Origin of the sequence: Enterococcus sp. BWR-S5, from assembly GCF_016745255.1 — a bacterium.
GTDB lineage: Bacteria > Bacillota > Bacilli > Lactobacillales > Enterococcaceae > Enterococcus_L.
Genome location: NZ_JADOEQ010000020.1, coordinates 45,094 through 68,136, shown reverse-complemented (window position 1 = coordinate 68,136; position 23,043 = coordinate 45,094). Strand labels below are relative to the sequence as shown.

At 40.1% G+C, this 23,043-nt stretch carries 22 protein-coding genes; all 22 read right to left on the bottom strand.

From position 1 onward, the window contains the following. Positions 1–261: 261 nt before the first annotated feature. The 22 genes from IW510_RS18925 to IW510_RS18820 all read right to left on the bottom strand — a co-directional run bounded on the left by IW510_RS18925 (position 262) and on the right by IW510_RS18820 (position 22,633). The gene (locus IW510_RS18925; protein ID WP_202062317.1) at positions 262–438 is read right to left on the bottom strand and encodes a DNA-directed RNA polymerase subunit beta; all 177 of its coding nucleotides are present in this window, start codon (positions 436–438) and stop codon (positions 262–264) included. 17 nt (positions 439–455) lie between these two features. Then, positions 456–1,754: a UDP-N-acetylglucosamine 1-carboxyvinyltransferase gene (gene murA / locus IW510_RS18920; protein ID WP_202062315.1), complete on the bottom strand. Its 1,299-nt coding sequence runs from the start codon at positions 1,752–1,754 to the stop codon at positions 456–458. Positions 1,755–1,857: 103 nt separating this feature from the next. Further along, positions 1,858–2,094, bottom strand: coding sequence for a DUF1146 family protein (locus IW510_RS18915; protein ID WP_202062313.1), 237 nt, complete (start codon positions 2,092–2,094; stop codon positions 1,858–1,860). A 450-nt stretch (positions 2,095–2,544) separates the two neighbouring features. After that, the gene (locus IW510_RS18910; protein ID WP_202062311.1) at positions 2,545–2,967 is read right to left on the bottom strand and encodes a F0F1 ATP synthase subunit epsilon; all 423 of its coding nucleotides are present in this window, start codon (positions 2,965–2,967) and stop codon (positions 2,545–2,547) included. A gap of 13 nt (positions 2,968–2,980) precedes the next feature. Beyond that, complete coding sequence (atpD, locus tag IW510_RS18905) at positions 2,981–4,387, bottom strand: F0F1 ATP synthase subunit beta (protein ID WP_202062309.1); 1,407 nt, start codon at positions 4,385–4,387, stop codon at positions 2,981–2,983. 181 nt (positions 4,388–4,568) lie between these two features. Further along, positions 4,569–5,483 (bottom strand): F0F1 ATP synthase subunit gamma, encoded by a 915-nt coding sequence (locus tag IW510_RS18900; protein WP_202062325.1) that lies wholly within the window; start codon positions 5,481–5,483, stop codon positions 4,569–4,571. Between the two features lie 14 nt (positions 5,484–5,497). Then, positions 5,498–7,057, bottom strand: coding sequence for a F0F1 ATP synthase subunit alpha (gene atpA / locus IW510_RS18895; protein WP_202062307.1), 1,560 nt, complete (start codon positions 7,055–7,057; stop codon positions 5,498–5,500). Between the two features lie 28 nt (positions 7,058–7,085). Next, positions 7,086–7,628, bottom strand: a complete 543-nt coding sequence (gene atpH / locus IW510_RS18890; RefSeq protein WP_202062305.1) for an ATP synthase F1 subunit delta — start codon at positions 7,626–7,628, stop codon at positions 7,086–7,088. Further along, positions 7,615–8,142: a F0F1 ATP synthase subunit B gene (atpF, locus tag IW510_RS18885; protein ID WP_202062303.1), complete on the bottom strand. Its 528-nt coding sequence runs from the start codon at positions 8,140–8,142 to the stop codon at positions 7,615–7,617. The genes atpH and atpF overlap by 14 nt, the downstream gene beginning before the upstream one ends. 146 nt (positions 8,143–8,288) lie before the next feature. Then, positions 8,289–8,510 carry a F0F1 ATP synthase subunit C gene (gene atpE, locus IW510_RS18880; protein ID WP_086350310.1) on the bottom strand — a complete coding sequence of 74 codons (222 nt, stop codon included), beginning with the start codon at positions 8,508–8,510 and terminating at the stop codon, positions 8,289–8,291. A 53-nt stretch (positions 8,511–8,563) separates the two neighbouring features. Next, positions 8,564–9,280: a F0F1 ATP synthase subunit A gene (gene atpB, locus IW510_RS18875; protein ID WP_202062301.1), complete on the bottom strand. Its 717-nt coding sequence runs from the start codon at positions 9,278–9,280 to the stop codon at positions 8,564–8,566. Between the two features lie 636 nt (positions 9,281–9,916). Continuing rightward, positions 9,917–10,381, bottom strand: a complete 465-nt coding sequence (smpB, locus tag IW510_RS18870; RefSeq protein WP_202062299.1) for an SsrA-binding protein SmpB — start codon at positions 10,379–10,381, stop codon at positions 9,917–9,919. Positions 10,382–10,396: 15 nt separating this feature from the next. Next, positions 10,397–12,790, bottom strand: coding sequence for a ribonuclease R (gene rnr, locus IW510_RS18865; RefSeq protein ID WP_202062297.1), 2,394 nt, complete (start codon positions 12,788–12,790; stop codon positions 10,397–10,399). Beyond that, on the bottom strand, positions 12,790–13,554 hold the full coding sequence (locus tag IW510_RS18860; protein WP_202062295.1) for an alpha/beta hydrolase: 765 nt from the start codon (positions 13,552–13,554) through the stop codon (positions 12,790–12,792). The genes rnr and IW510_RS18860 overlap by 1 nt, the downstream gene beginning before the upstream one ends. Positions 13,555–13,779: 225 nt before the next feature. Then, entirely contained in the window at positions 13,780–14,016 is a 237-nt protein-coding gene (gene secG / locus IW510_RS18855) for a preprotein translocase subunit SecG (RefSeq protein ID WP_202062293.1), read from the bottom strand. A 146-nt stretch (positions 14,017–14,162) separates the two neighbouring features. After that, positions 14,163–17,207, bottom strand: a complete 3,045-nt coding sequence (locus IW510_RS18850; RefSeq protein WP_202062292.1) for a pectate lyase-like adhesive domain-containing protein — start codon at positions 17,205–17,207, stop codon at positions 14,163–14,165. A gap of 345 nt (positions 17,208–17,552) precedes the next feature. Beyond that, positions 17,553–17,828 carry a GNAT family N-acetyltransferase gene (locus IW510_RS18845; RefSeq protein ID WP_202062290.1) on the bottom strand — a complete coding sequence of 92 codons (276 nt, stop codon included), beginning with the start codon at positions 17,826–17,828 and terminating at the stop codon, positions 17,553–17,555. Between the two features lie 2 nt (positions 17,829–17,830). Further along, a complete protein-coding gene (locus IW510_RS18840) occupies positions 17,831–18,103 on the bottom strand; it encodes a (4Fe-4S)-binding protein (protein ID WP_202062288.1) in 273 nt (90 codons plus the stop codon). A gap of 225 nt (positions 18,104–18,328) precedes the next feature. Next, the gene (gene nadE, locus IW510_RS18835; RefSeq protein WP_202062286.1) at positions 18,329–19,156 is read right to left on the bottom strand and encodes an ammonia-dependent NAD(+) synthetase; all 828 of its coding nucleotides are present in this window, start codon (positions 19,154–19,156) and stop codon (positions 18,329–18,331) included. Between the two features lie 14 nt (positions 19,157–19,170). Further along, positions 19,171–20,643, bottom strand: a complete 1,473-nt coding sequence (locus IW510_RS18830) for a nicotinate phosphoribosyltransferase (RefSeq protein WP_202062284.1) — start codon at positions 20,641–20,643, stop codon at positions 19,171–19,173. 257 nt (positions 20,644–20,900) lie between these two features. Then, positions 20,901–21,527, bottom strand: a complete 627-nt coding sequence (locus tag IW510_RS18825; protein WP_202062282.1) for a response regulator — start codon at positions 21,525–21,527, stop codon at positions 20,901–20,903. Beyond that, entirely contained in the window at positions 21,524–22,633 is a 1,110-nt protein-coding gene (locus IW510_RS18820; protein WP_202062280.1) for a sensor histidine kinase, read from the bottom strand. Before IW510_RS18820 ends, IW510_RS18825 begins: the two co-directional genes overlap by 4 nt. Between the last annotated feature and the right edge of the window lie 410 nt (positions 22,634–23,043).

Here is a 23,043-nt window from a genome sequence, read left to right as displayed (position 1 = left end):
GTTTCCCTTTTCTCTAAAAAAGAACTTGAAACAAAATCAGAGGTTTTCTCTGTTCTTTTGTTCCAAGCTCTATCATTTTATTCAGTTTTTTGTCCTACCAACACAATTTGACGTAGAACCAGATTAATTACAGCATGTAGCTGTATCTGTTGGTTTGAACCAACAGAATTTTTTGAAGCCTCTGCTAGCTGCTCTTGATAAGAAACTCGTTGATTATCTTATCCTTATACTGGCAGAATCCTCTTTAATCAACGATGCGTTCTACTTAAAAAAGTCGAGAATATGAGTCCATACATCCTTATTAAAAACATCCATCGGATTTCCGCCGCCTACCAGTCCGTAACCAATCATTGTACCGGTAACAAACAAAATAAGAACCAGCGAAATAACTACTAAAATTTTCAACAACGTCACTATAATATAGCGTGTCGAACTCATATCTAACTACTCCTATCTTAATGAACTGCTGAAACTTGCTTTTCTTCAACAGCACTGTCATTTACACGTTCCACTTTTGCACCTAAAGCCTGCAGTTTTTTGTGGAACTCGTAATAGCCGCGATCCAGATACTCAAGATGTGACACGCGAGTAACACCTTCAGCACGTAAGCCAAGCAAGATTAATGCTGCAGCAGCTCTTAAATCTGTCGCATTGACAGCAGCGCCCTGCAATTTCTTGCCGCCGTTGATAATCGCAACATTTCCATCGATTTGAACCTCTGCATTCATATGCAGCATCTCTTCCAAATGCTGGAAGCGATTCTCAAATACAGTCTCTGTTACCACACTTGACCCATTTGCCAGAACCTGCATAGCAGTTACCTGTGCCTGCATATCTGTTGGGAAGCCTGGGTGAGGTAATGTCTTGATATCTGTTGGCTTAATCTCTTTAGGACCGATTACACGAATCCCATCTTCTTCTTCACGAACAATTGCGCCCATTTCAGTTAATTTTGAAACTAGTGGACGATTGTGTTCAATAATTGCTTCTTCGATTAGAACATTTCCTTCTGTCATTGCAGCAGCAACCATAAATGTACCTGCTTCAATACGGTCTTGAACAACAGAGTGCTCTACAGCGTGCAGCTTGTCTACGCCCTCGATACGCATCATTTCAGTACCAGCTCCATATACATGTGCACCCATCTTATTCAGTACATTCGCTAAATCAACGATTTCAGGCTCTCTAGCCACGTTTTCAATGATTGTTGTACCTTTTGCCCGAACAGCAGCCATCATAATATTTTGAGTTGCTCCAACACTAGGAAAATCAAGATAGATTGTATTTCCCTTCAACTCTTTTGCAATCGCTTCGATATAGCCGTTCTTTTGAATGATCTCAGCTCCTAAAGCTTGGAAGCCTTTCAGGTGAAGATCAATTGGGCGCTTACCAATGGCACAACCACCGGGCATCGCTACCTTTGCATGACCATTACGAGCCAACAACGGGCCCATTACAACAATCGATGCTCTCATTTGACTGACATATTCGTAGTTTGCTTCGATTCCTAATGGTTTCGTCGCGTCAATCACTACTTTGTTCTCTTCTTGATTGAAATCTACATCTACATTTAAGTGTTTAATTACTTGATTCATTGTAAAAACATCTGAAAGAATCGGTACGTTTTTTAAAACGGTCGTTCCCTCTTCTGCTAAAAGTGTTGCTGCCAAAATGGGCAACACGGCATTTTTTGCCCCTTCAATTTTTACATTTCCTTTTAATTGGTTACCGCCATGAACAACGATCTGTTCCATTTCGTTCCCTCCAAAAATAAGAATAGGTTGCTCCTACTCAAAATCTTTTCCATTATACCACTATTTTTTGTAAATTTGTATATTTTCTTCTTATTTTTACCACTTATGGAAAAATCGACAGAAAAATATTGCGACATAGCGCGATAAATTCCAAGAAGAATGAGCTTGCTGTATAGCCCAATACGATTGCTGTCAAGATTAGCAGCACACGTATTTGAGAGACATGCTGTACCTTGAAAAACTGATCAATCCTTAGTGACTGAAGCGTCCAAAAGCTCAGATAGATGAACAATAGATGTGCGATAATCCGAATAAACGCATCCATTCCATAATACTGCATAGCTGTTCCCCTTACTTTTCTAAATTCAGCCCGCTGACAAAAAACAGCTGACTGACTCTTCTGCGTGATTACCATGGCACTACAGAAGCTGAAAGCTTTTCCTTATACCACCACTCTTTTAACACAATAGATTTACTTGGCTAAAATTGAAAATGAACATCAAAATAATAGCTCTCATTTAAAACATAGTGCTAGTGTATCATAAATAGAAAGAAAAATATAAAATTCATCCTTGGTTTCTTGTTTCTCTCAATCAAAAAAGTAATGTATTAAATTCCAAAAGATAACTATTATAAACCAACCAAACTTTTTGTATCTTTGATTTATGTATATAAAAGATGGTCAGGATACCAGTCGAAACGGATATCCTGACCTATTTGTCTGAATCAGGAAGAAAAATATCATTTTTCTTCTATTCTCCAGAAATCAGCATTTAAAAAACAGATAAAATTACGTATGCTTTGCCACATTGATTCTGTTGATTGCTCTATGCAAAGCTACATTCGCCCGTTTCAATGCATCGATATTTTCTTTTTCTTTCGCTTCCTGAATCATCTTCTCAGCACGCAATTTCGCACGTTCCGCTCTGGAAACGTCGATATCCCGCTCTCTTTCCGCACTGTCGGCAATGATAGAGACACGGTTATCACGAACCTCCATAATGCCGCCATTGACAGCAATCCAGTCTACGTGTGTATCTGCATCCGTACGTTTGATCCGCACCTCATCAATGGCTAAAGGAACAATGATTGGCGCATGCTTCGGTAAAATCCCGATTTCGCCATCCGTTGTCTTTGCCACAACGATTCTGGCATGGTGATCATAAACCAAACCATCAGGGGTCATCACATTCACAGTTAATACATCTTCCATTATGCTGCGCCTCCTAATAGTTCAGTGTTTTCGCTTTTTCTATCACATCTTCGATTGGACCCACACTTCTGAAAGCCTCTTCCGGAAGATCATCATATTTGCCATCCAGAATTTCTTTAAAGCCTTTAACAGTATCTGAAACTGGAACATATGAACCCGGCTGACCGGTAAACTGTTCTGCTACATTGAAGTTTTGAGATAAGAAGAACTGAATACGACGTGCTCTACCTACTAAAACCTTCTCATTGTCAGAAAGCTCGTCCATCCCTAAGATTGCGATAATATCCTGTAATTCACGGTAACGCTGTAAGACATGCTGAACCTCAGTCGCTACTTCGTAATGCTCTTGACCAACAATTTCAGGTGCCAAAGCACTTGAAGAAGAAGCCAATGGGTCTACGGCAGGATAAATCCCTTGTTCAGTCAAACGACGTTCCAAGTTCGTTGTTGCATCCAAATGGGCAAAGGCTGTTGCCGGAGCCGGATCGGTATAGTCATCCGCCGGTACATAGATTGCTTGAATGGATGTGATTGAGCCCTTTTTCGTTGAGGTAATCCGTTCTTGCAATTGTCCCATTTCAGTCGCCAATGTCGGTTGGTAACCAACGGCCGAAGGCATACGTCCCAGCAAGGCAGAAACCTCAGAACCCGCTTGCGTGAAACGGAAAATATTATCAATAAACAGCAATACATCCTGTCCTTCTACATCTCTGAAATATTCAGCGATTGTCAAGCCGGTCAATGCGACACGCATACGTGCACCTGGCGGCTCGTTCATTTGTCCGAACACCATGGCTGTTTTCTCAATAACACCGGAATCCTTCATTTCATAGTACAGGTCGTTCCCTTCACGAGTCCGTTCTCCTACACCGGTAAATACAGAAATCCCACCATGCTCTTGTGCAATATTATGGATTAGCTCTTGGATTAATACGGTCTTACCAACTCCGGCACCACCAAACAATCCAACCTTACCACCTTTTAAATAAGGGGCAAGCAAATCAATAACCTTGATTCCTGTTTCAAGAATCTCACTACTTGTGCTCAGCTCATCAAAGGTAGGGGCCTTTTTATGAATCCCGCTTCTTATTGCATCCTCCGGAAAAGGTTCTTCCAAGTCGATGGTATCGCCAAGAACATTGAATACTCTTCCCAAGGTCTCTTTCCCTACAGGTACAGAAATTGGCTTTCCTGTATCAATGACCTCCATACCTCTTTGCAAGCCGTCTGTAGACTCCATTGAGATGGAACGGATAACGCCGTCTCCAAGCTCTAAGGCTACTTCAAGCACTACTTTTTGCTTTTCTTTGCCGTTTTTATAAACGACTAATGCATTATTTATATCTGGGAGCGGCTGATCAAGAGAAAACTCTACATCAACAACCGGCCCAATTACTTCAATAATTTTTCCTGAACTCATGTTTCTTCCTCCAGTCTTCCTAAGGTTGTGACGGAAGCGTTCTGTATTGAGAACTACAGCGGAATACACAAAAATAGCTTCTCCTATTTTATGCGTCATTCGACTCAGTTCCGAATAGACAGCTTCCAGAACACCGTTTATTAAGGACTTTGACTGCTGAGACAAGCCCGTCAAATCCGTCTTATTCCAGTGCGGCTGCACCTGCTACGATTTCAGTGATTTCCTGTGTAATTGCTCCTTGTCGAGCACGGTTATAAGAAATCGTCAGATCGTTGATGATTGTCTTTGCATTATCGGTGGCTGTCTTCATCGCGGTCATCCCAGCAGCATGTTCTGCTGTTTTCGCATCGATGATTGCACCATAAATCAGACTTTCGGCATACTGCGGCAACAGGTGATCCAAAATCGCTTCTTTTGAAGGTTCCAGAATATACTCCTGTTCAAAGCCGGTATCCTCATCAGGATCCAAGTCAGAAATCGGAAGCATTTTTTCAACACGAAACTGACTGGTCAGTGAATTGATATGGTGATTGTAACAAACATACAGCTCATCAAATACTTCACTGTCATACATCGCTGTGGCTGCGGAAACAATTTTTCGGACCTCATCAAATGATGGTTGATCCGTCAAGCCTCTCAACTCATAGGCGATATTATATCCTCTTGTTTTGAAAAAATCTGCTCCTACACTGCCGATGGCAATTAAAACATACTCGTTCTGATTCTCATGATCGTCCTGAAGCATCGTCATCGTTTGCTTCAAGATTGAACTGTTATAACCGCCCACCAATCCTTTATCCGATGTAATCACAATATAGCCTGTCTTTTTCACAGGTCTGCTTGCCAGCATCGCATGATATTCGCTCAGCTCAGGATAATTCGGATCATCCGTCAGCTCCTCAAGATCATTCAATTGAGAAGCGACAAGGTGTGTTACGATAGAACGGATTTTAGCAGCATACTCCTGAAAATTTTTAGAGGCTGCTTCTGATTTTGTCAGTTTGGAAGCAGAGACCATCTGCATCGCTTTAGTGATTTGGCTGGTCTTTTTCGTTGAAGCAATACGTTGTTTGATTTCATTCAATGAAGCGCCCATTTCCATTCACCTCTCTAAGCGTTGGACATCTTTTCTTTCAACTCTTCAACAGGTGTTTTTCCTGTATTATTTGAGGCATTAAAGACTTCCTTAAACTCATTAATTACTGTTTTCAGCTTTTCTTCTTCCGGTAGATCCTTTGTTGTTCTGATTTCCTCAAAGACCTCCGGATATTTTCCATCGATATAATCGAATAACTCTTCTTCAAAGTTTAATACCTTATCCACACTGATGCTATCAAGCATTCCCCGCGTCAGAGCAAACAGAATAATTACCTGTTTTTCTACTGCAAGTGGTGCGTGAAGCTTTTGTTTTAGTATTTCTACTGTTCGACGGCCACGGTTCAGCTTTGCTTGTGTTGCTGCATCTAAATCTGAACCAAATTGTGTGAAGGCCTCCAATTCTCGATAGCTGGCAAGGTCTAAACGTAACGTTCCCGCAACCTTCTTCATTGCCTTTATCTGAGCGGAACCACCAACACGTGATACGGATAAACCGGCGTCAACAGATGGACGAATACCGGAATAGAACAAATCACTTTCCAAGAATATTTGTCCGTCCGTAATAGAAATCACATTGGTTGGAATGTAGGCAGAGATATCACCTGCTTGCGTTTCAACAAATGGCAAGGCAGTCATTGAACCACCACCTAAATCATCACTTAGCTTCGCTGCTCTTTCCAGCAGACGTGAATGCAAATAGAAAACATCACCCGGATACGCTTCACGGCCTGGCGGTCTGCGTAAAAGCAATGAAAGCTCACGATAAGCAACAGCTTGTTTTGATAAATCATCAAAAATGATTAATACATGTTTACCGTTATACATGAACTCCTCACCCATAGCAGCTCCGGCATAAGGCGCAATATACAGCATTGGTGCGGGTTGAGAAGCACTTGCTGTTACAATAATTGTATAGTCCATTGCACCAAATTTGCGTAACGTTTCCACTTGTGTGCGGACGGTTGATTCTTTTTGACCGATGGCAACATAGATACAAATAACATCTTGTCCCTTTTGATTGATGATTGTATCAATTGCAATGGATGTTTTCCCTGTTTTACGGTCTCCGATAACCAGCTCACGCTGGCCTCTTCCTATTGGCACTAATGCGTCAATTGCTTTCAAGCCAGTTTGCATAGGCTCACTAACTGATTTACGCTGCATTACACCGGGAGCCGCTGCTTCTACAGGTCGTGATTTGTCTGTTTGGATTTCTCCCAGACCATCAACTGGTTGTCCCAATGGGTTTACAACACGACCAATCAAAGCTTCGCCTACAGGAACTTCCATGATTTTACCTGTACGTTTGATTTTGTCACCTTCACGAATTGACTCAAAATCACCTAAAATAATAATACCGACATCATTTGATTCCAAGTTCTGTGCCATACCATAGGCACCATTGGAAAACTCCAGCAACTCACCACTCATCGCATTTTCCAATCCATGGGCGCGGGCAATCCCATCCCCCACGTAGGTTACTGTTCCTACTTCTTCAACAGCCAATTCATGTTGGTAATGCTCAATTTGTTCTTTGATTAAAGCACTGATTTCTTCTGCTTTGATGGACATCTGCGTCACCTCTTTATTCTACTAAAGTCTATCTCAACAATTGTTCTTCTATATTTTTCAGTTGTTTCCTGATACTGCCGTCGATTACTTTATGATTTGCGCCAATAATCGCACCGCCTAAAATCTTAGGCTCAATCAGATTAATCAAACTGGCCTCTTCATAGCCAAGCAGCTTGGCAGCTTTCGCTTCAATCTGCTGATGCTGCTCTTTATTCAACGGCACCGCAGTAACGACTGTTCCTAAAATAACACCTTTATAATCATCATATCTTCGTTCATACTCGTCAATCATCAGCAGCATATCATTCATACGGCTGTAGCTGTGTACGACTTGAAGAAAATTCGTTGTCGTACCTGTAAAGCCCTTGAGCAGCTGCTCCATGATTTCGTCTTTCTCATACGGTTCCAGTCGCGCATCACTGAGGATATCTCCAATTCCTGGAACCAAATGATAGACTTCTCTCAGCTTCAATAGCTGTTGATAAATGTCATCGGCCTCCTGTTTTTCCAGCGCCAGTTCAAACAGGGCTTTTCCGTAACGTTTACCAACCATGTATTTATCTAATTTCATCGACTTTACCTAACCCATCAATATAAGAATTGATTAACGCTTCGTGCGCTTCAGGTGTCAGTTCCTTCGTCAATATTTTTTCTGCAATTTGAACAGATAATGCAGCAACATCATCCTTGATTGCCGCTATTGCCTTATCGTGCTCCTGAGAAATATCTGCTGTTGCTTTTTCTTTTAACCGAGATACTTCTTCTGTCGTTTCAGCTAAAGTCTTCTTACGGTTTTCATCTCCGCTTTCTTTAGCATTCTTGATAATCTCAGCTGCTTCTGATTTTGAAGCCAGCAGTTTCTCTTGGCGCTGTTTCTCCATTTTTGCAGCAGCGATACGCGACTGCTCTGCAGAATCTAAGTCATTTGCGATTTTATCTTCACGTTGTTTTAGTACATCAGTGATTGCACCCCAAGCAAACTTTTTGATTAAAAGCATCAAAATTAGAAATGCACCGGTCACAACAATAATTGTTCCTAGTGTTGTGCTGGGTGTTGCTTCACCTAAAACGAGATTCATAAGCATGAAGTTTCGCCATCCTTTCCCCTGTACGTTCAACAATATCTAACGGATATTCCTTCCTCAGCTGTCGATCGTGTAGTAATTTTCGTAAAATAGAAGAAAGCAGTGACGATAGTTTTCACCAAAAGCGCCCTGCCTTCCAAAGTAAATTATCTTAGCACCAATAGTAATGCAATAACCACACCTAGAATAGGAACCGCTTCAATCAAGGCTACCCCGATAAACATCGTTGTTCTCAACTGACCAGACATTTCAGGTTGACGAGTCATTGACTCAATCGTTTTTGAAATAACTTTCCCGTTACCGTATGCTGCTCCAATTGCTGCTCCAAATACTGCGATCGCTGCTGCGATATAGTTTAATCCATCCATTTTCTATTCCTCCTGATTTGTATTAATACAATGATTTTTTAATCTCTGAACTTCTATTCTTCCACTTCAACTTTGTGAGCCATGTATACCATAGATAAAGTCACAAAAATGAAAGCTTGAATCCCACCGATAAACAGTGAGAAGGCCAGCCAGATCATTTCTAACGGTATTGCTAAAGGAATAACCCAGAAACCAACTCCTGAAACAAGACTGGCAATCAAACCCAGCAATACTTCCCCTGCATAAATATTTCCGTATAAACGTAAAGCCAGTGTAAGCAGATTCGTGAACTCTTCCATAAATTTGATTGGCATTAAAAAGCCGACCGGTTTTAAGAAGCTGTTCTTGAAATATCCGACAAAGCCAAATCGATTAATACTGAATAAGTGTGTCAGTACAATCATAATCAATGCCAGTGTCAAGGTGACCATAGGGTCTGCTGTGGGGCTCTTCCAATAGGAGTAATCACCCACAACTATTTTTGTTACTAGCCCAATCGTATTTGCAACTAATACGAATAAGAAAAGAGTGAATGATAATAAATGAAAATTCGTTACTTCTTTACTAGGCATATTGTCAGTAATAATTCCACGAACAAAATCAATAAGCCACTCAATCACATTCTGTTTACCCTTAGGCTTCAACTGTAAATTCCTCGTACAAAGATAGACAACGGCAAAAACGATCACACAGGTCAGCAAAACCATCACACAGATTGTCTTGTCAAACCAAATCGGACCGATATTGAAGAGGGGTGTTTTCTCTTCCATTTTTTTCACCTCTTTTCTGCTCAACTGCTTGATGTTTTCTTAAAGTTGTTTTCAACCACAACGTATAATACCACCAACGAATTCGAATTACAAAACATTTTCATGAAAATTTGACACTTTTTCTAATATGACAAAAAACTCATTTCATTTTCTTTTCATTCGATTCGTCAAATAGCTGAAAAAAAGCCGGAATCAGCGGTTTTATAAAAACGATAAGAACGCATCAGTTTCCATTACACTCTAACAAATTTTCCGAGGAATATAAAGCAAAGAACCCAAATATGCGAAAAAGAATATATAACAAAATAAAAACGATTTACGGCACATCATGTCGCAGAAGTCAACATGAGAATTTTCTGAAAAATAAAATAAATCATTTTCATTTGTCCGTAAAAATAAATATGTCTTATTTTCTTAAAAAAGCACTTTACTAAAATAACGGCCATCACCTTGGTAATCCCAAAAATCAGTCCTTCATTTTCATACCTCTATTCTACCATTTTAACGAGCCTCGAACTATTAATATGGTTCCCTCTCGTTTGCTCATAGCGGTAACTCATTTCTTAATTCATACAAAAATGGACTGGAACATTAATATGTCCCAGTCCATTAAAAGCGAATAAACGGTGGTCCCTTCTATCTCGCTCGATTCTTGAGTGTTCGGCTGATTTGCCGATCAACCTCTTTTCGTTTCAGGTCTTCTCTCTTATCGTATTGCTTCTTCCCTTTAGCAAGGCCAATTAATACCTTGGCAAACCCATCCTTAATATAAACCTTCAAAGGTACTAATGTTACACCGGTATTCTTTGTTTCTCCAATCAAGCGAGCAATTTGTCTTTTGTGAAGCAACAGCTTTCTTGTCCGCAATGGATCATGGTTGAAGATATTTCCCTGCTCGTAAGGACTGATATGAACATTATAGAGATATGCCTCATTGTTTCGAATCCGAGCAAAGCCATCCTTCAAATTGATTCGTCCATTACGAATTGACTTGATTTCCGTTCCCTGTAATACGATTCCCGCCTCTATTGTATCGATAATCGTATAATCATGCCGTGCCTTTCTATTTTGGGCAACTAATTGACCTTCCCCTTTTGGCATCAAAAATTCCTCCGATTACTGTTTTTTCTTTTTCATATTTTTTGTCTTTTTCTTTTTAGCGACTTCTTTATAAAATGGCTTCTTACCGCCTTTTTTATTGGCAACTTTCAATTTTTTTCCTGAAGAAGACTTCTGCGTTTCCTTTTCTTGCTGTTGATTTGGCTTTGCCCGTCCCTTATCTTTTCTTCTTCGGCTCTTTCGATTGTTTCCGTTTTTCGGACGTTGAATTTCCAGTCGTTCAAGCTCTTCAGCTTCAATAAGCTCAAAATCAATTTCTCTCGTTTCCGGATCAGATTTCATTACTCGTATCACGACTTTCTGACCAATTTTGAGCGTTAAGCCTGTTCGTTCTCCAACTAAGGCCAAGTGATTCTCCACAAAATGGAAATAATCTTGCTTCAGGTTATTGATATGAACGAGACCTTCGATTGTATTTGGTAATTCCACAAATATCCCAAATTTCGTTACAGAACTGATGATTCCATCGTACTCCTCACCAATCTTATCAGCCATAAATTCTGCTTTCTTCATACTATCTACTTCACGCTCGGTTTCTACTGCCCGACGTTCCATTTTCGAGCTGTGGTCAGCAATATCAGGCAGCTGACTGTTCCATTTCTCCTGCATCGCTTCAGAACGATCATTCTCATAGCTGCGAATCAGTCGATGCACAATCAAATCGGGATAACGACGAATTGGCGAAGTGAAATGTGTATAATACTCTGCCGCCAATCCATAGTGTCCGTAGTTGTCTTCTGAATAACGAGCCTGTTGCATACTGCGTAAAAGCATCGTATTAATAACTGCTTCTTCAGGCTTTCCGTCAATCTGGTGAAGCACACGCTGTAAATCCTTGGGCGTGATATCTGCCTTTGTTCCCTTAACTAAAATCCCCAGCATTGCAGCAAAATCAAAGAAGCGCTGCATTTTTTCTTCCTTCGGCTGCTCATGAATTCGGTAGATAAACGGCAGCTTCAAATCCGTGTAATGCTTGGCCACTGTTTCATTGGCTGCCAACATAAAGGATTCAATCAGGCGTTCTCCGACACCACGAGTTCGCATCAGAATATCCTGCGGATGTCCATCTTCATTAACAACTACTCGGGCTTCTCGATCTTCAAAGGAGATTGCTCCTCGACGCTCACGCATTTTTTCTAAAATTTCGTGCAGCTCCGCCATTTCCTGAAACATCGGAACCAGTGCTTCATAGCGAGCCATCGTTTCCGGGTTTTGCTCTTCTAAAATCTCATTTACAGCAGTGTAGGTCATACGCTCTGTTGTTTGAATCACACTTTGGAAAATATCATGACTCAGAACTGTTCCCTCCGGAGAAATCTCCATCTCACAGCTCATCGTCAATCTTGGAACCTTAGGATTCAGCGAACAGATGCCATTAGATAAACGCTGCGGCAGCATTGGAATCACTCGATCCGTCAGATACACACTTGTTCCCCGTTCATAGGCTTCCTGATTCATTTGGCTTTCCTCAGTGACATAATAGGAAACATCAGCGATATGAACACCTAAAAAATAGTTCCCATTATTCAGCTTTTCTACTGTAACCGCATCATCCAAATCCTTGGCATCTTCCCCATCAATCGTTACGATGACCGAATCACGTAAATCTCTCCGTCCTTTTAAATCGGCTTCAGAGATTGTATCCGGTACCCGATCCGCTTCGTCCATTACTTCATCGGGAAAAACGGTAGGAATGCCATGGGCTACGATAATTGACATGATATCCATGCCTGGATCATTTTTATGACCAACAACCTTTTTAACCAGCCCTTCCAAGCTCTTCGCATAGCCCTGCTCAGGATAATGTGTCACCTCAGCAATAACAATACTCCCATCAACCGGTCGAATTCCCTCTGATGCGATGAATACAGTCAAACCTGTCAGTTTTTTGTCCTTTGGTAAAACATAGCCGTACAAATCTGTTTCAGCAATCTCCTCTTCGTTGTAAGCCGTAAACTCGCCGACTACTTGAGTGATTGCCCGCTCTTTGATTTCCAGAACCTTCCCCTCTGCTACACGATCAGAAAAAGGATCGCCTGGTTGAATAATATCAATCAGCACTGTGTCGCCATTCATTGCAAAATTTGTATTTTCTTTAGAAATATACACATCTGGTTCTTCTTCATCAATGGTGACAAAGCCGAAGCCTCGTTCGTTTCCTCGGAAAATTCCTTCAACTGAAATTCCTGCCTCGACCAGCTTAATCTTACCTTTTTTACTAAACTCAATAAGCCCTTCTCTTTCCAAAGCAGCCGTCGTCTGCACTAAAAGCTTAAAATCTGCGCTCTTTTGCAGCTTCAAGCCCTCTGCCAGCTCCTCCATAGAAAAACTTTTCTTGCTTTGATCCTTGATATAGGAAAGGATCGTTTCCTTAATTGTTTGTTTTGTCATTATATCTCCTCATTCCAAAGCAGCGTGTCCAAATAATTGGCAACATCTTGCTCCAGTTCTTTATGTTCCGGTCCGACAGTTAGGACATGCCCGCTGTTCGGATACCAGTTAAATGTAATTTTGGTTGTTGTCAACGCTTCAATCGTCTGAAAAACACCAGCAGCATCAATCATTTCGTCTTTGCCGGCCTGTGCAGCGAAAACCGGCACATCAATATCCGACAACTTCTCTGCTGTACGAGCCGCGTATGCTTCAATTTGCCCCAACTGCTTCACCGACTGTTGTTCAATTTGCGGCATTCGACGATTGATTTCCGACTCTTCGATTTCAGCCATCTTTAGCACTGATTGCGCGTACAAAGCAAAATTCTCCGGTACGTGATTTTTTACCGGAAAAATCGGTGAACAGAAAAATCCGCCGCCAATGATTTCCTTACGCTTTTTCGTCAGTAGATTCATTGCAAAAACGCCGCCCATTGAAAGTCCTAATACAGCTATTTTGCTATAGCCACGAGCTTTTAGAAATTCAACTGCCTGCAAAGCATCCTGCTCCCATTGGGTAACAGACTCGCTCAAAATATCTTCCGGTGACAAGGTAGCATGCCCCGAGAAAATTGGCGTATAAACAGTGTACTTCCTTTTTTCTAAAAAACGGCACATCATGCGCACATCATTGCTGCTACCGGAATATGCATGGAATAAGATAACGGCCTTTTCTCCGTTTTCAACAAATAACGGCTCTGGTAGTTTGATTTTTCTTTCCACTGTCTTTCACCTCGTTTTCATTTTATCATATTCTGACAGTCTTGCCTTGTGAAAGAGAAGGTAAAAATTTCAACAAAAAAAGTCTGAAACGATTCTGTAATGAATACGTCCAGACTTAAAACTCAAAACACATCCTCTATGGGTTCCGTCAGCCTTTCAAGAATCAGAATCTTCTTGCACACCAAACGGAAAAATAGCCATAGAATGTCGATTGCTTTTTAGTGCTTATTTTGATGACATGATTGTTAAAACAAACAATAAAATCATCCATACAGCGCCGATAACCGTCGTTGCACGTTGCATTACGGCTTCGAATCCACGAGCTTTTTGCTTACCGAAAAGCTTATCAGCTCCACCGGTAAAAGCACTTGCTGCACTATTTTGCTTGCTAGGCTGCATTAAAATCGAAATAACCATAACTACTGAAAGAACGATTACAGTCGTTAAAATAAAATTATACATCTATCCAGACTCCCTTATTTACAAATTACATCTATTATACTTTAGCATAATTTGAGGTCAATTACTAGTTGTAATTTACTTTTTACTTCGATTAGAAAAATCAGCTCACCCAAATAAATTTTGTCTAATTTCTCTATTTGATGAGCTTATGGAACACTCTCCAACACCCAAGTCAGCTCGCCCTGATATTCTCCCATTTTAGGAATCATCGAAGCGTCCACTTCTATACCCAATCCACGTCCATCTGCTTCCCACTTTTCGCTGACATCATATTCTCCTGATGATAGATGGGTATGGGTTTCAACAACAATTCCGTGATTCGTTACTATATGCTCTGTTGAACCATCATCAAATTTGATGCTGTCTCTTAACACTTTGGTTGTATCTGAACTATTTGTCAGAGGTTTCGTTAGGTAGACCTTCAATGTCCATTCATTCCGATCTGCACGATTATCCCAGACCTTGATAGAACTTGAAAACTTTGGTGTATCATTTTTTATTTTCTCAACTCCTACCTCATGATAACCAAAATCCACATTATCCGGAGCTGAAAGTCCAAGTGTTCCTTTGAATAGGTAGTACACATCAGAATCAGTTGAATATACCTCTACTGCTGCCTCATTATCCGGACGTCGTACTATCGCATACCGTCTACTCAATATATTTTGAATTCCTGAAGTAACCTCTTGATTCCCTGTTAAGTCAACAGTGCTCCCTACATCTCCATTGATTGTAACTGTTTCATAAACTTTTTGATTATGCTCATCTTGGAAATGAACATGGATGTTTGCCTTTGCAGGGACAATTTTTGCTGTTATCGTTCTGGAAACCGCTGCTTGCCCTGCTCCATATGTTACCGTTACCGGATATTCCCCAACGATTGGCATTCCAACTGACGGCAACAAGCTCTTGTCGATTCCTATAGCAGTTACCGGCAGCTTTTGTCCTGTTTGAATATCCCAAAGAGCCAATTCTCCTTGACTTTGAATAAGTGCAGTTAACGCTTCTTCCGTTGTAGGGTACTGAGTAGTGATAACCGTAAAATCGACTGCCCGTAAAGCAAAATTTTTATCCGCAGAAATATTTGTGTCTGCATCTTTGATGAAGATTGGTATCGAAATGACAGAACTGTTCTTCGCTTCATCTGTGACAGTCACTTCAAATTTTGGAAGAACAGGTCCATAAACCGACAAATCCGGAATTGGAACTGTCCCATAATCGACTGTAACGGTTGGATGACTGGTTCCAATTGATTTATCGCTGATGTTTTCAACCAGTTGGTCTGCAGATGGAAATTGTTCTTTAGGTGCATCCTTCTCTATAATAGTTGTTACCGGATCTGCTGAAGGAGGTGTTACATCAACTACCTCTGTAGTAATAGGAGCTGCTGTACGGAAATCATAAAATACTTCTCCGGTGATTACCGTATATGGTTTTATATAGGCACCTGTGCTATCCGTCCTTTGAGGAATATCAACAGAATAATTCCCATTATTGTCAGCCAAAACAGTGAGCTTCCTTTCCCCTTCACCATCATCATACGTCAAAACCACAGTGGCAGAAGCAGTTGCTGTTCCTGTTATACGACTCGTCGCATCAGTTACTTCATCAATTCTAAGTTCCGGAACAATTCCCATTGAAACAACTTTCAAATAATCAAAGTCCATTGCTGCAGCATTGATTGTAGCAGGATTCGCGCTATGAATAGTCGTATCATATCCTCCATCGCGAATACGTGTCACGGTTGCATCAAAGTTGATATTGGATAAATCCTCTAATGAAAAATGATTATCCGGTGTTATGTCTGTTTCTTCAACAGGGACAGACGTCCGCCAAAGATTCATACTTTGGACTTCAGCAGTCAAATCGTTGGTATAATTATTGGTTGTTGCATTGATTATTTTGCCTTTTGGATTATAGAACAAGACACTCTTGGCATTATTGACAGATATTTTACCTCCTGAATTGTAAAAACGGAAAAACTCATCTGCCTGCCCTGAGCTATCGGACTTGTTATACACATATAAGCGACCGCCTGTCTCAACATTTAAATCTCCATTCATTTTGAATGTAGGCAAATTATTGTCGGCGCTATTCACAGACGTTGTGCGTACAATTTTCAAAGAAGCATCTTCAGCGACTGATAATTTTTTAAATGCCTGATTACTACTTGCAATATCATTTCGAATCAATCCGCCACCAGTGACTATTGATACATCAGCATTCTTCTCAAGCTCAAAAATACCATCTTTGTTTTCAAAATAGAAAAAACTTCTACCAGTAGAGGTAATATCTACCTTTGCATTCTCCTTTATTCGGAAATGACCACTTACATTCCTCACATTTCCCCCAAAACCAATCCAAGCAATACTATGCTTTCCTTGATGATACATGGAAAAATCCCCGTATATGTTTATAAAATGTCCTTCAACCAGCTCTTGTGTTTCTGTGGACCCTGATTTAGAACTTGGGATTGTGATGTCCATGTTATGATACTCTGTTGTTCCATTAAGATTGTGCGTAAGCTGGGGACCATCATATACAACGTTCGTGTAGGTTAGCGTTACATGATAAGAGCTGTCATTAACATTGATTGGTCCGTAATAATTAAATCCCTCAATATTGATATCTTCAAATCCATAACTAGTAGGAATATTTTGACTTGTCGTATTGCTTACATGAATATTATCATCCGACCAGCCCGACTTGTATTCAGTTAGCGTATGTATCTCACCTGTTTGCGGATTTTTTCCTGAAATACGCATATATTTTTTATCATAAGAAATTTTTTGTCCATATGCATCTAATGTGATATCTGCAGTCAGATAAATATAGTGAATCCCCGATGCACTAATCGCCGCTTTCAATTGAGCTAACGTACCTACCTCTGCTCTGTTATCTGCTGTTTCTGGAATCCCTTGATCTCTAAACATTGGTATCCCACTATTTGAATCATAATTCACAGCTGATCCATCGCTATACTCAAGATAATCAGCAGAACGTTGTATAGCTGTCTCATTATTTTTTATCGAAAAAGAAGAGCCAGTTGGAACCGTTGAATCAATTTCTACATCTATCTCGCCAGCTGAATCTAAAGCTTTTATGTTATCTCCAGTCCAAAAAATTGCTGTAGCCCCTATTAGTAATAGTACACTAAAAAAAAGAATACTATACCTATACCCTCTAAACATTTAGACATTCTCCTTCACTTCACAAAAACAAGTTATTTAATCAATAAAATAATACGTTTTGTTATATAATCAGTCAACACTCAACAAAAATCAAATTTTTTTTAATTTAAAAATTAATCATATCATTAACCAAAAAGCATGACAAAACAAACTTAAAGAAACGATTAAAACAACAAAAGTAAATCAAAATATTTTTTAGTCAATTTTATTAAAATTTTAACTCGAAATAGATTCATTAAATAAATAAAGTCTGAACAGAAAATAAATACAGCACGTTATTTAATGTCTAAAAAAAGAGCTTGGGATAAGAAACATCCCAAACTCTCGATTACTATTCATCTCAAATTATTTTCTCAACACATCGCCATACTCAGGCTTTGTATCAAATTCCTTTTTGGCAAATGGACAAAGAGGAATAATTTTCTTATTCTCCTTACGAGCTTTTTCAACACCGCTCAATACCAATTTCTCTGCCAAACCTTGTCCTCTATATTGCGGATCTACAAATGTATGGTCGATAATCATCATTTCTTCTCCGGCATTGGACCAAGTCATCTCTCCAATTTCCTCATTGCTATCGTTTAAAAGCACAAAGCGCTCTTTTTCTTCTTTAATTTCCATCTTTACTTCGCGTCCTTTCTAATATATTTAAGTGCACCGCTTGGACAAGTATTGATAACACGAATATCATCCTCTACTGTCCCGTTGTCTGCGATGATCCACGGACGTCTTCCCACTTCAAATACATCGGGATTTCCTCGAACACAGTTTCCTATGTGCGCACAGATATCCTTGCTGTAATAGATATCAATTCCTTCACCCACATATTTTCTGTAACCATTTTCTACAAGCATTTCTTCTGTCACAGTTTTACCATCAATTTTACTTCCATCCATCCAGGTTACCTCCTTAGCATTCAGCGGCGGCAATGTCACCAGCTTTATCACTACTATACTTGATTCTATCAAGGAACATTTTATATTACAAATAATTATCCTCCGTGAACAGCCTGTCTCATGGGTTTGCCACCGCTCCCTAATAAGTAGCTCCTTTATCCGATGAATAACAAAAAAGAGCTTTGCTGACAGCAGCAAAACCCTTTCCTTCTCTTCCTATCTATCCTATTTCCAAAAGTCATCAAATACAGTGATTGGTAAATGACGTTTATGCTGTGTCTTATTGTACCAACCTTCCAGCTTTTCTTCAGCCTGAGGAGAAATTTCCTTTCCTTCAAGATAATCGTCAATATCATCATAGGTCACGCCCAAAGCAACCTCATCGGCTATCAAAGGCTTGCCATCCTCCAAATCAGCGGTCGGCACTTTGAGATATAATGCTTCATCTGCCCCCAACTCTTTGAGTAATGCTTTTCCTTGGCGTTTGTTCAATCGGAACAATGGTAAGATATCAGCGCCGCCATCACCATACTTCGTAAAAAAGCCAGTGATATTTTCAGCAGCATGATCCGTTCCAATCACCGCACCAGCATTGTCGCCAGCTACCGCATATTGAATAATCATTCGTTGACGTGCTTTCATGTTGCCTTTATTGAAATCGCTGATTGATTGACCAGCTGCTTCAATTGCCTGAACACAGGCATCAACAGCAGGACGAATATCTACGCTTAATGAACGATCAGGCTTGATAAAATCTAACGCTTTTTGTGCATCGGCTTCATCCGCCTGTGTTCCGTAAGGCAAACGAATCGCGATAAACTGATATGCCTCATCCTTTGTTTCATTGCGCATTTCTTCCATCGCTAATTGTGCTAAGCGGCCTGCAAGACTGGAATCTTGCCCACCACTAATCCCTAAAACAAAGGTTTTCAAAAACGGGTGCTTATATAAATAGTCTTTCATGAAATCAATGCTTCTTCGAATTTCTTCTTGCGGGTCAATCGTTGGTTTTACCCCTAATTCTTCAATAATCGCTTGCTGCATCGGCTTCATATAAGATCCCTCCATTAATTGTTTTCGCTAAATGCCTTAACATCTTTTCTCACTTTTTCCAGTAACCGCATTTTATGATTCCAGCATTCTGTCGACAAATCAACTGGGTACTTCTGCGGATTCAAGTCACGTTTGTACTCTTCCCAAAGAGAACCAAGGTTTTCCTTGGCATAATGCTTGATTTCATCCAGTGTCGGCAGTTCATACACACACTTCCCATCGACAAAGATTTCTTGCAGGACAGGTCTTGCATCAAAATCACGAACAGTCTTATTGATAAAGGTATGAACCGGATGGAACATAAAGATTTCCTCTTCTTTTCTTGGGTCTTCATCCCATAAAGTAACGTAATCTCCTTCAGATTTCTTATCTGATTTGCGGGTAATTCGCCACACCTGCTTCTTACCTGGCGTTGTTACCTTTTCTGCATTACTGGAGAGCTTAATCGTGTCCTGCATCACACCTGCTTCATCTTCGATGGATACTAGCTTGAACACCGCACCTAACGCCGGCTGATTGTAAGCAGTAATCAGTTTCGTTCCGACACCCCAGACATCAATTTTTGCTTTTTGCATTTTCAAATTTAGAATCGTATTCTCGTCTAAATCATTCGAAGCATAAATTTTTGCCTCTGTATAGCCAGCCTCATCCAACTGTTCTCTGACACGCTTTGAAATATAGGCCATATCCCCACTATCAATTCGAACACCTAGGAAATTAATCTTGTCGCCCATTTCATTTGCTACTCGAATAGCATTTGGAACGCCTGATTTCAAGGTATCATACGTATCAACAAGGAACACACAATCTTTATGAGTTTTCGCATAAGCAAGGAAAGCCTCATAATCATTGCCATAAGATTGGACCAGTGAATGCGCGTGTGTACCGCTGACCGGAATACCAAAAAGCTTTCCGGCACGAACGTTACTTGTGGCATCTGCTCCACCAATGAACGCTGCTCTGGTTCCCCAAAGTGCAGCATCCAATTCCTGTGCGCGACGTGTTCCGAATTCCATCAAAGGGTCATCACCGATGACTGATTTTATCTTGGCTGCCTTTGTTGCAATCAATGTTTGAAAATTAACCATATTTAATAATGCCGTCTCAACCAGCTGACATTGTGCTAATGGTCCTTCTACCTGAATTAACGGTTCATTATTAAAAACTAAATCGCCTTCAAGTGCCGAACGAACTGTACAAGTAAAAGTAAAGTCCTCTAGATAAGCCAGGAATTCCTCAGGATAATCCTCCGCTTCTCTCAAATAAGCAATATCCGAGCTTGAAAAAGTCAGATTTTCAAGGTAGTTAACCAAACGCTCTAGCCCTGCAAAGATTGCATACCCATGACTGAAAGGCATTTCTCTGAAATAGCATTCAAATACCGCGTGCAAATCCGCACGACCCAACTCCCAGTAGGTCTTCATCATATTAATTTGGTAAAGATCCGTGTGCAACGTCAAACTGTCATCTTGATATTTTTTCTCCATCTTGAAACCTCGATCCTTTATTTTTAGCACTGGCTCCACTCAATCATAAATCATCCAGCACTTTATTCCCAACGATATATCACACCACAATTAAAATACTGAAGCTCAATGCGTTAGCTTATTTACTTTGCTCTTTTCTTCTTTCAGAAAGAGTTCTTTCCATTTTCAACAGTACTTTCATTTCATTTTATCAAAAAAGGAACAGAAAACCCAATGATTTTGAATCATTTCAGTGTTTTCTGCCCTTTTTTAAAGACTTAGTTCAAATGCTTATAATAAAAAATGGCCAGCTGGGTACGATCTCTCAGCTCCAGCTTCTCCAACAATACACTGATATAATTTCGAACAGTTCCTTCACTCAAGAACAATTCTTTCGCAATCTCCTTATTATTCAATCCCTCTGCAATCAATGAGAGGGTTGTCAGTTCTCTATCTGTTAAATCAATATGGCACCCTTTATGATTTTTTTCTGCTTGTAAAAGGTTTGGCAGTTTATCCACCACTGCATGACCAAATACCGACTGTCCATTTTTGGCTGCTTTGATTGACGGGACAATTGCTTCCATATTTTGCTTAAGCAAATAGCCTTTCACCCCTAGCTTCAGTGCCTCTACAATGTATTCATCATCTGAGAAAGTTGTCAGCAAGAGAATCGCTGCGTCTGGCTTCTCTGATAAGATTTTTCCAGCTGCATCCAAACCTGTACTACTTCCCATACGGATGTCCATTAATAAAATATCCGGTTGCAGCTCGTGATACAGCTTAACCGCATCCTCCGCTGAATGCCCAGTACCAACTACTTCAATTTCCTGACTGGCTTCAATGATTGTTTTCAAGGAAGTCGTCACTAAAAAATCATCATCCACTACAACTAATCGAATCATATATTCTCTCCTTCATATTTAGGAAATACAGCAATCAAAGAAAAACCCGTCTCTGTTTGATGGTGGTTCAGCCTTCCTCCCAATTTGGAAAGACGTTCCTCCATACTGGTCAGCCCAATTCCCCGCTCTGTGATATCCATTATTTTTCTTCGTGTACCATTATCAGAAATCGTCAATTTATAGAAGCCCGGTTGCTGCTTAAAGCTAATCGTTACATCGCTTGCATTACTGTGTTTCATCACATTTGAAAGAGCTTCTTTGACTATCATAATGCAGCCTAGCTTGCATTCTTTATCTAAGTATTCCGGAAATTCACCAACTAACTGGATATCACAAAATTGAAAATTCTCTACTATCTTTTGCATAGCAATGGATAAATGTAATGATTCATCATGTAAATCATGGACACTCACTCTGATGTTGTTCATTCCTTCGGTGACTGTTTCTTTCAGTTGATTCAATGGGGCTTGCAGAGTCTCTTGTTGACTGATTGTTTGAATCGCACCAATTTGAAGCAAACTGCTGGAAAGAAGATGCCCAACATTATCATGAATATCCCGAGCAATCCGATTTCTCTCATTCGAAACTTCCAATGAAATCAGCGTCTCCTGCCGTTTTTCCCGCTCTGCTTTTTGCTGCTGCAAAGAATAAGTTAAACTCAGCAGTTCATCCTCCAATTGCTGCCTTCGCTCAGCTAAGCGATTCTCTTCAATATGACGATAAGCCATATAAGCAGCAATAAAGCATAAACCGCCAATAAAAAATTTATTTCCCACACTATATTGTTCATTAAAGAGAAGAAAGACACTCAATAGTCCAGTATTTATAATCGATATTCCATAATTTTCATCGTAAAAACCATCATAAAATAGAAAGGGAACAAAGAAAACATACTCCTTCCACCAATAGGACGCTGCCAAAAGAATGAATATCGCTACAGCAGATAGCTTCGGCTGCTGCAAAACCCAAACAATCATACTAAGTAGCAGACTCAATAAAATAAAAATGACCCGTTCACTTTGGTAAGAGTCGCTTACCAGCAGCATGAAACCAAAGAAAAGCAGTACCCCTTTTTCTATAAAATTGCTTAACTTGAATGTATTCATCTATTTTTCCCCTTTCAAACAGGAAAACTCTTACGATCCAATCAAACAAGTTAGTCTTGCCATCGTCTTCCTACCTTGGCGTCAACATTGTGACAAATGTCACATCACTTTATGAGGATAGTCACTCACCAATCCCTGTTGACTCCTGTATAGTTACATTATAAAGGAAAACAAGAAAATCTGCGGAACTATTTTAGCTGTTCTACAAAATGAAAAAAGAAGGACTATTGCTCTGTTGTAGGAACTCCTAGATGCAATAGATATCGGACCTCAAAAATGATGAAATAGCTCAGTTATCTGTGCTATTTCTACAAAAACAAAAAGAAGGACTATTGCTCTGTTGCAGGAACATCTAGATGCAATAGATATCGGACCGCCAAAATGATGAAATAGCTCAGTTACCTGTGCTA

What these genes read in the sequence shown, in the direction of transcription:
- rnr (WP_202062297.1), bottom strand. Translation starts at nt 12,790, where the DNA reads ATGACAAAACAAACAATTAAGGAAACGATCCTTTCCTATATCAAGGAT.
- atpE (WP_086350310.1), bottom strand. Translation starts at nt 8,510, where the DNA reads ATGGATGGATTAAACTATATCGCAGCAGCGATCGCAGTATTTGGAGCA.
- IW510_RS18925 (WP_202062317.1), bottom strand. Translation starts at nt 438, where the DNA reads ATGAGTTCGACACGCTATATTATAGTGACGTTGTTGAAAATTTTAGTA.
- atpH (WP_202062305.1), bottom strand. Translation starts at nt 7,628, where the DNA reads ATGAAATTAGATAAATACATGGTTGGTAAACGTTACGGAAAAGCCCTG.
- IW510_RS18910 (WP_202062311.1), bottom strand. Translation starts at nt 2,967, where the DNA reads ATGGAAGATGTATTAACTGTGAATGTGATGACCCCTGATGGTTTGGTT.
- IW510_RS18850 (WP_202062292.1), bottom strand. Translation starts at nt 17,207, where the DNA reads ATGTTTAGAGGGTATAGGTATAGTATTCTTTTTTTTAGTGTACTATTA.
- smpB (WP_202062299.1), bottom strand. Translation starts at nt 10,381, where the DNA reads ATGCCAAAAGGGGAAGGTCAATTAGTTGCCCAAAATAGAAAGGCACGG.
- nadE (WP_202062286.1), bottom strand. Translation starts at nt 19,156, where the DNA reads ATGAAGCCGATGCAGCAAGCGATTATTGAAGAATTAGGGGTAAAACCA.
- atpA (WP_202062307.1), bottom strand. Translation starts at nt 7,057, where the DNA reads ATGTCCATCAAAGCAGAAGAAATCAGTGCTTTAATCAAAGAACAAATT.
- atpD (WP_202062309.1), bottom strand. Translation starts at nt 4,387, where the DNA reads ATGAGTTCAGGAAAAATTATTGAAGTAATTGGGCCGGTTGTTGATGTA.
- IW510_RS18820 (WP_202062280.1), bottom strand. Translation starts at nt 22,633, where the DNA reads ATGAATACATTCAAGTTAAGCAATTTTATAGAAAAAGGGGTACTGCTT.
- IW510_RS18915 (WP_202062313.1), bottom strand. Translation starts at nt 2,094, where the DNA reads ATGCAGTATTATGGAATGGATGCGTTTATTCGGATTATCGCACATCTA.
- IW510_RS18840 (WP_202062288.1), bottom strand. Translation starts at nt 18,103, where the DNA reads ATGGATGGAAGTAAAATTGATGGTAAAACTGTGACAGAAGAAATGCTT.
- secG (WP_202062293.1), bottom strand. Translation starts at nt 14,016, where the DNA reads ATGTATAATTTTATTTTAACGACTGTAATCGTTCTTTCAGTAGTTATG.
- atpF (WP_202062303.1), bottom strand. Translation starts at nt 8,142, where the DNA reads ATGCTTATGAATCTCGTTTTAGGTGAAGCAACACCCAGCACAACACTA.
- atpB (WP_202062301.1), bottom strand. Translation starts at nt 9,280, where the DNA reads ATGGAAGAGAAAACACCCCTCTTCAATATCGGTCCGATTTGGTTTGAC.
- IW510_RS18825 (WP_202062282.1), bottom strand. Translation starts at nt 21,527, where the DNA reads ATGATTCGATTAGTTGTAGTGGATGATGATTTTTTAGTGACGACTTCC.
- IW510_RS18900 (WP_202062325.1), bottom strand. Translation starts at nt 5,483, where the DNA reads ATGGGCGCTTCATTGAATGAAATCAAACAACGTATTGCTTCAACGAAA.
- IW510_RS18845 (WP_202062290.1), bottom strand. Translation starts at nt 17,828, where the DNA reads ATGGAAATTAAAGAAGAAAAAGAGCGCTTTGTGCTTTTAAACGATAGC.
- murA (WP_202062315.1), bottom strand. Translation starts at nt 1,754, where the DNA reads ATGGAACAGATCGTTGTTCATGGCGGTAACCAATTAAAAGGAAATGTA.
- IW510_RS18830 (WP_202062284.1), bottom strand. Translation starts at nt 20,643, where the DNA reads ATGGAGAAAAAATATCAAGATGACAGTTTGACGTTGCACACGGATCTT.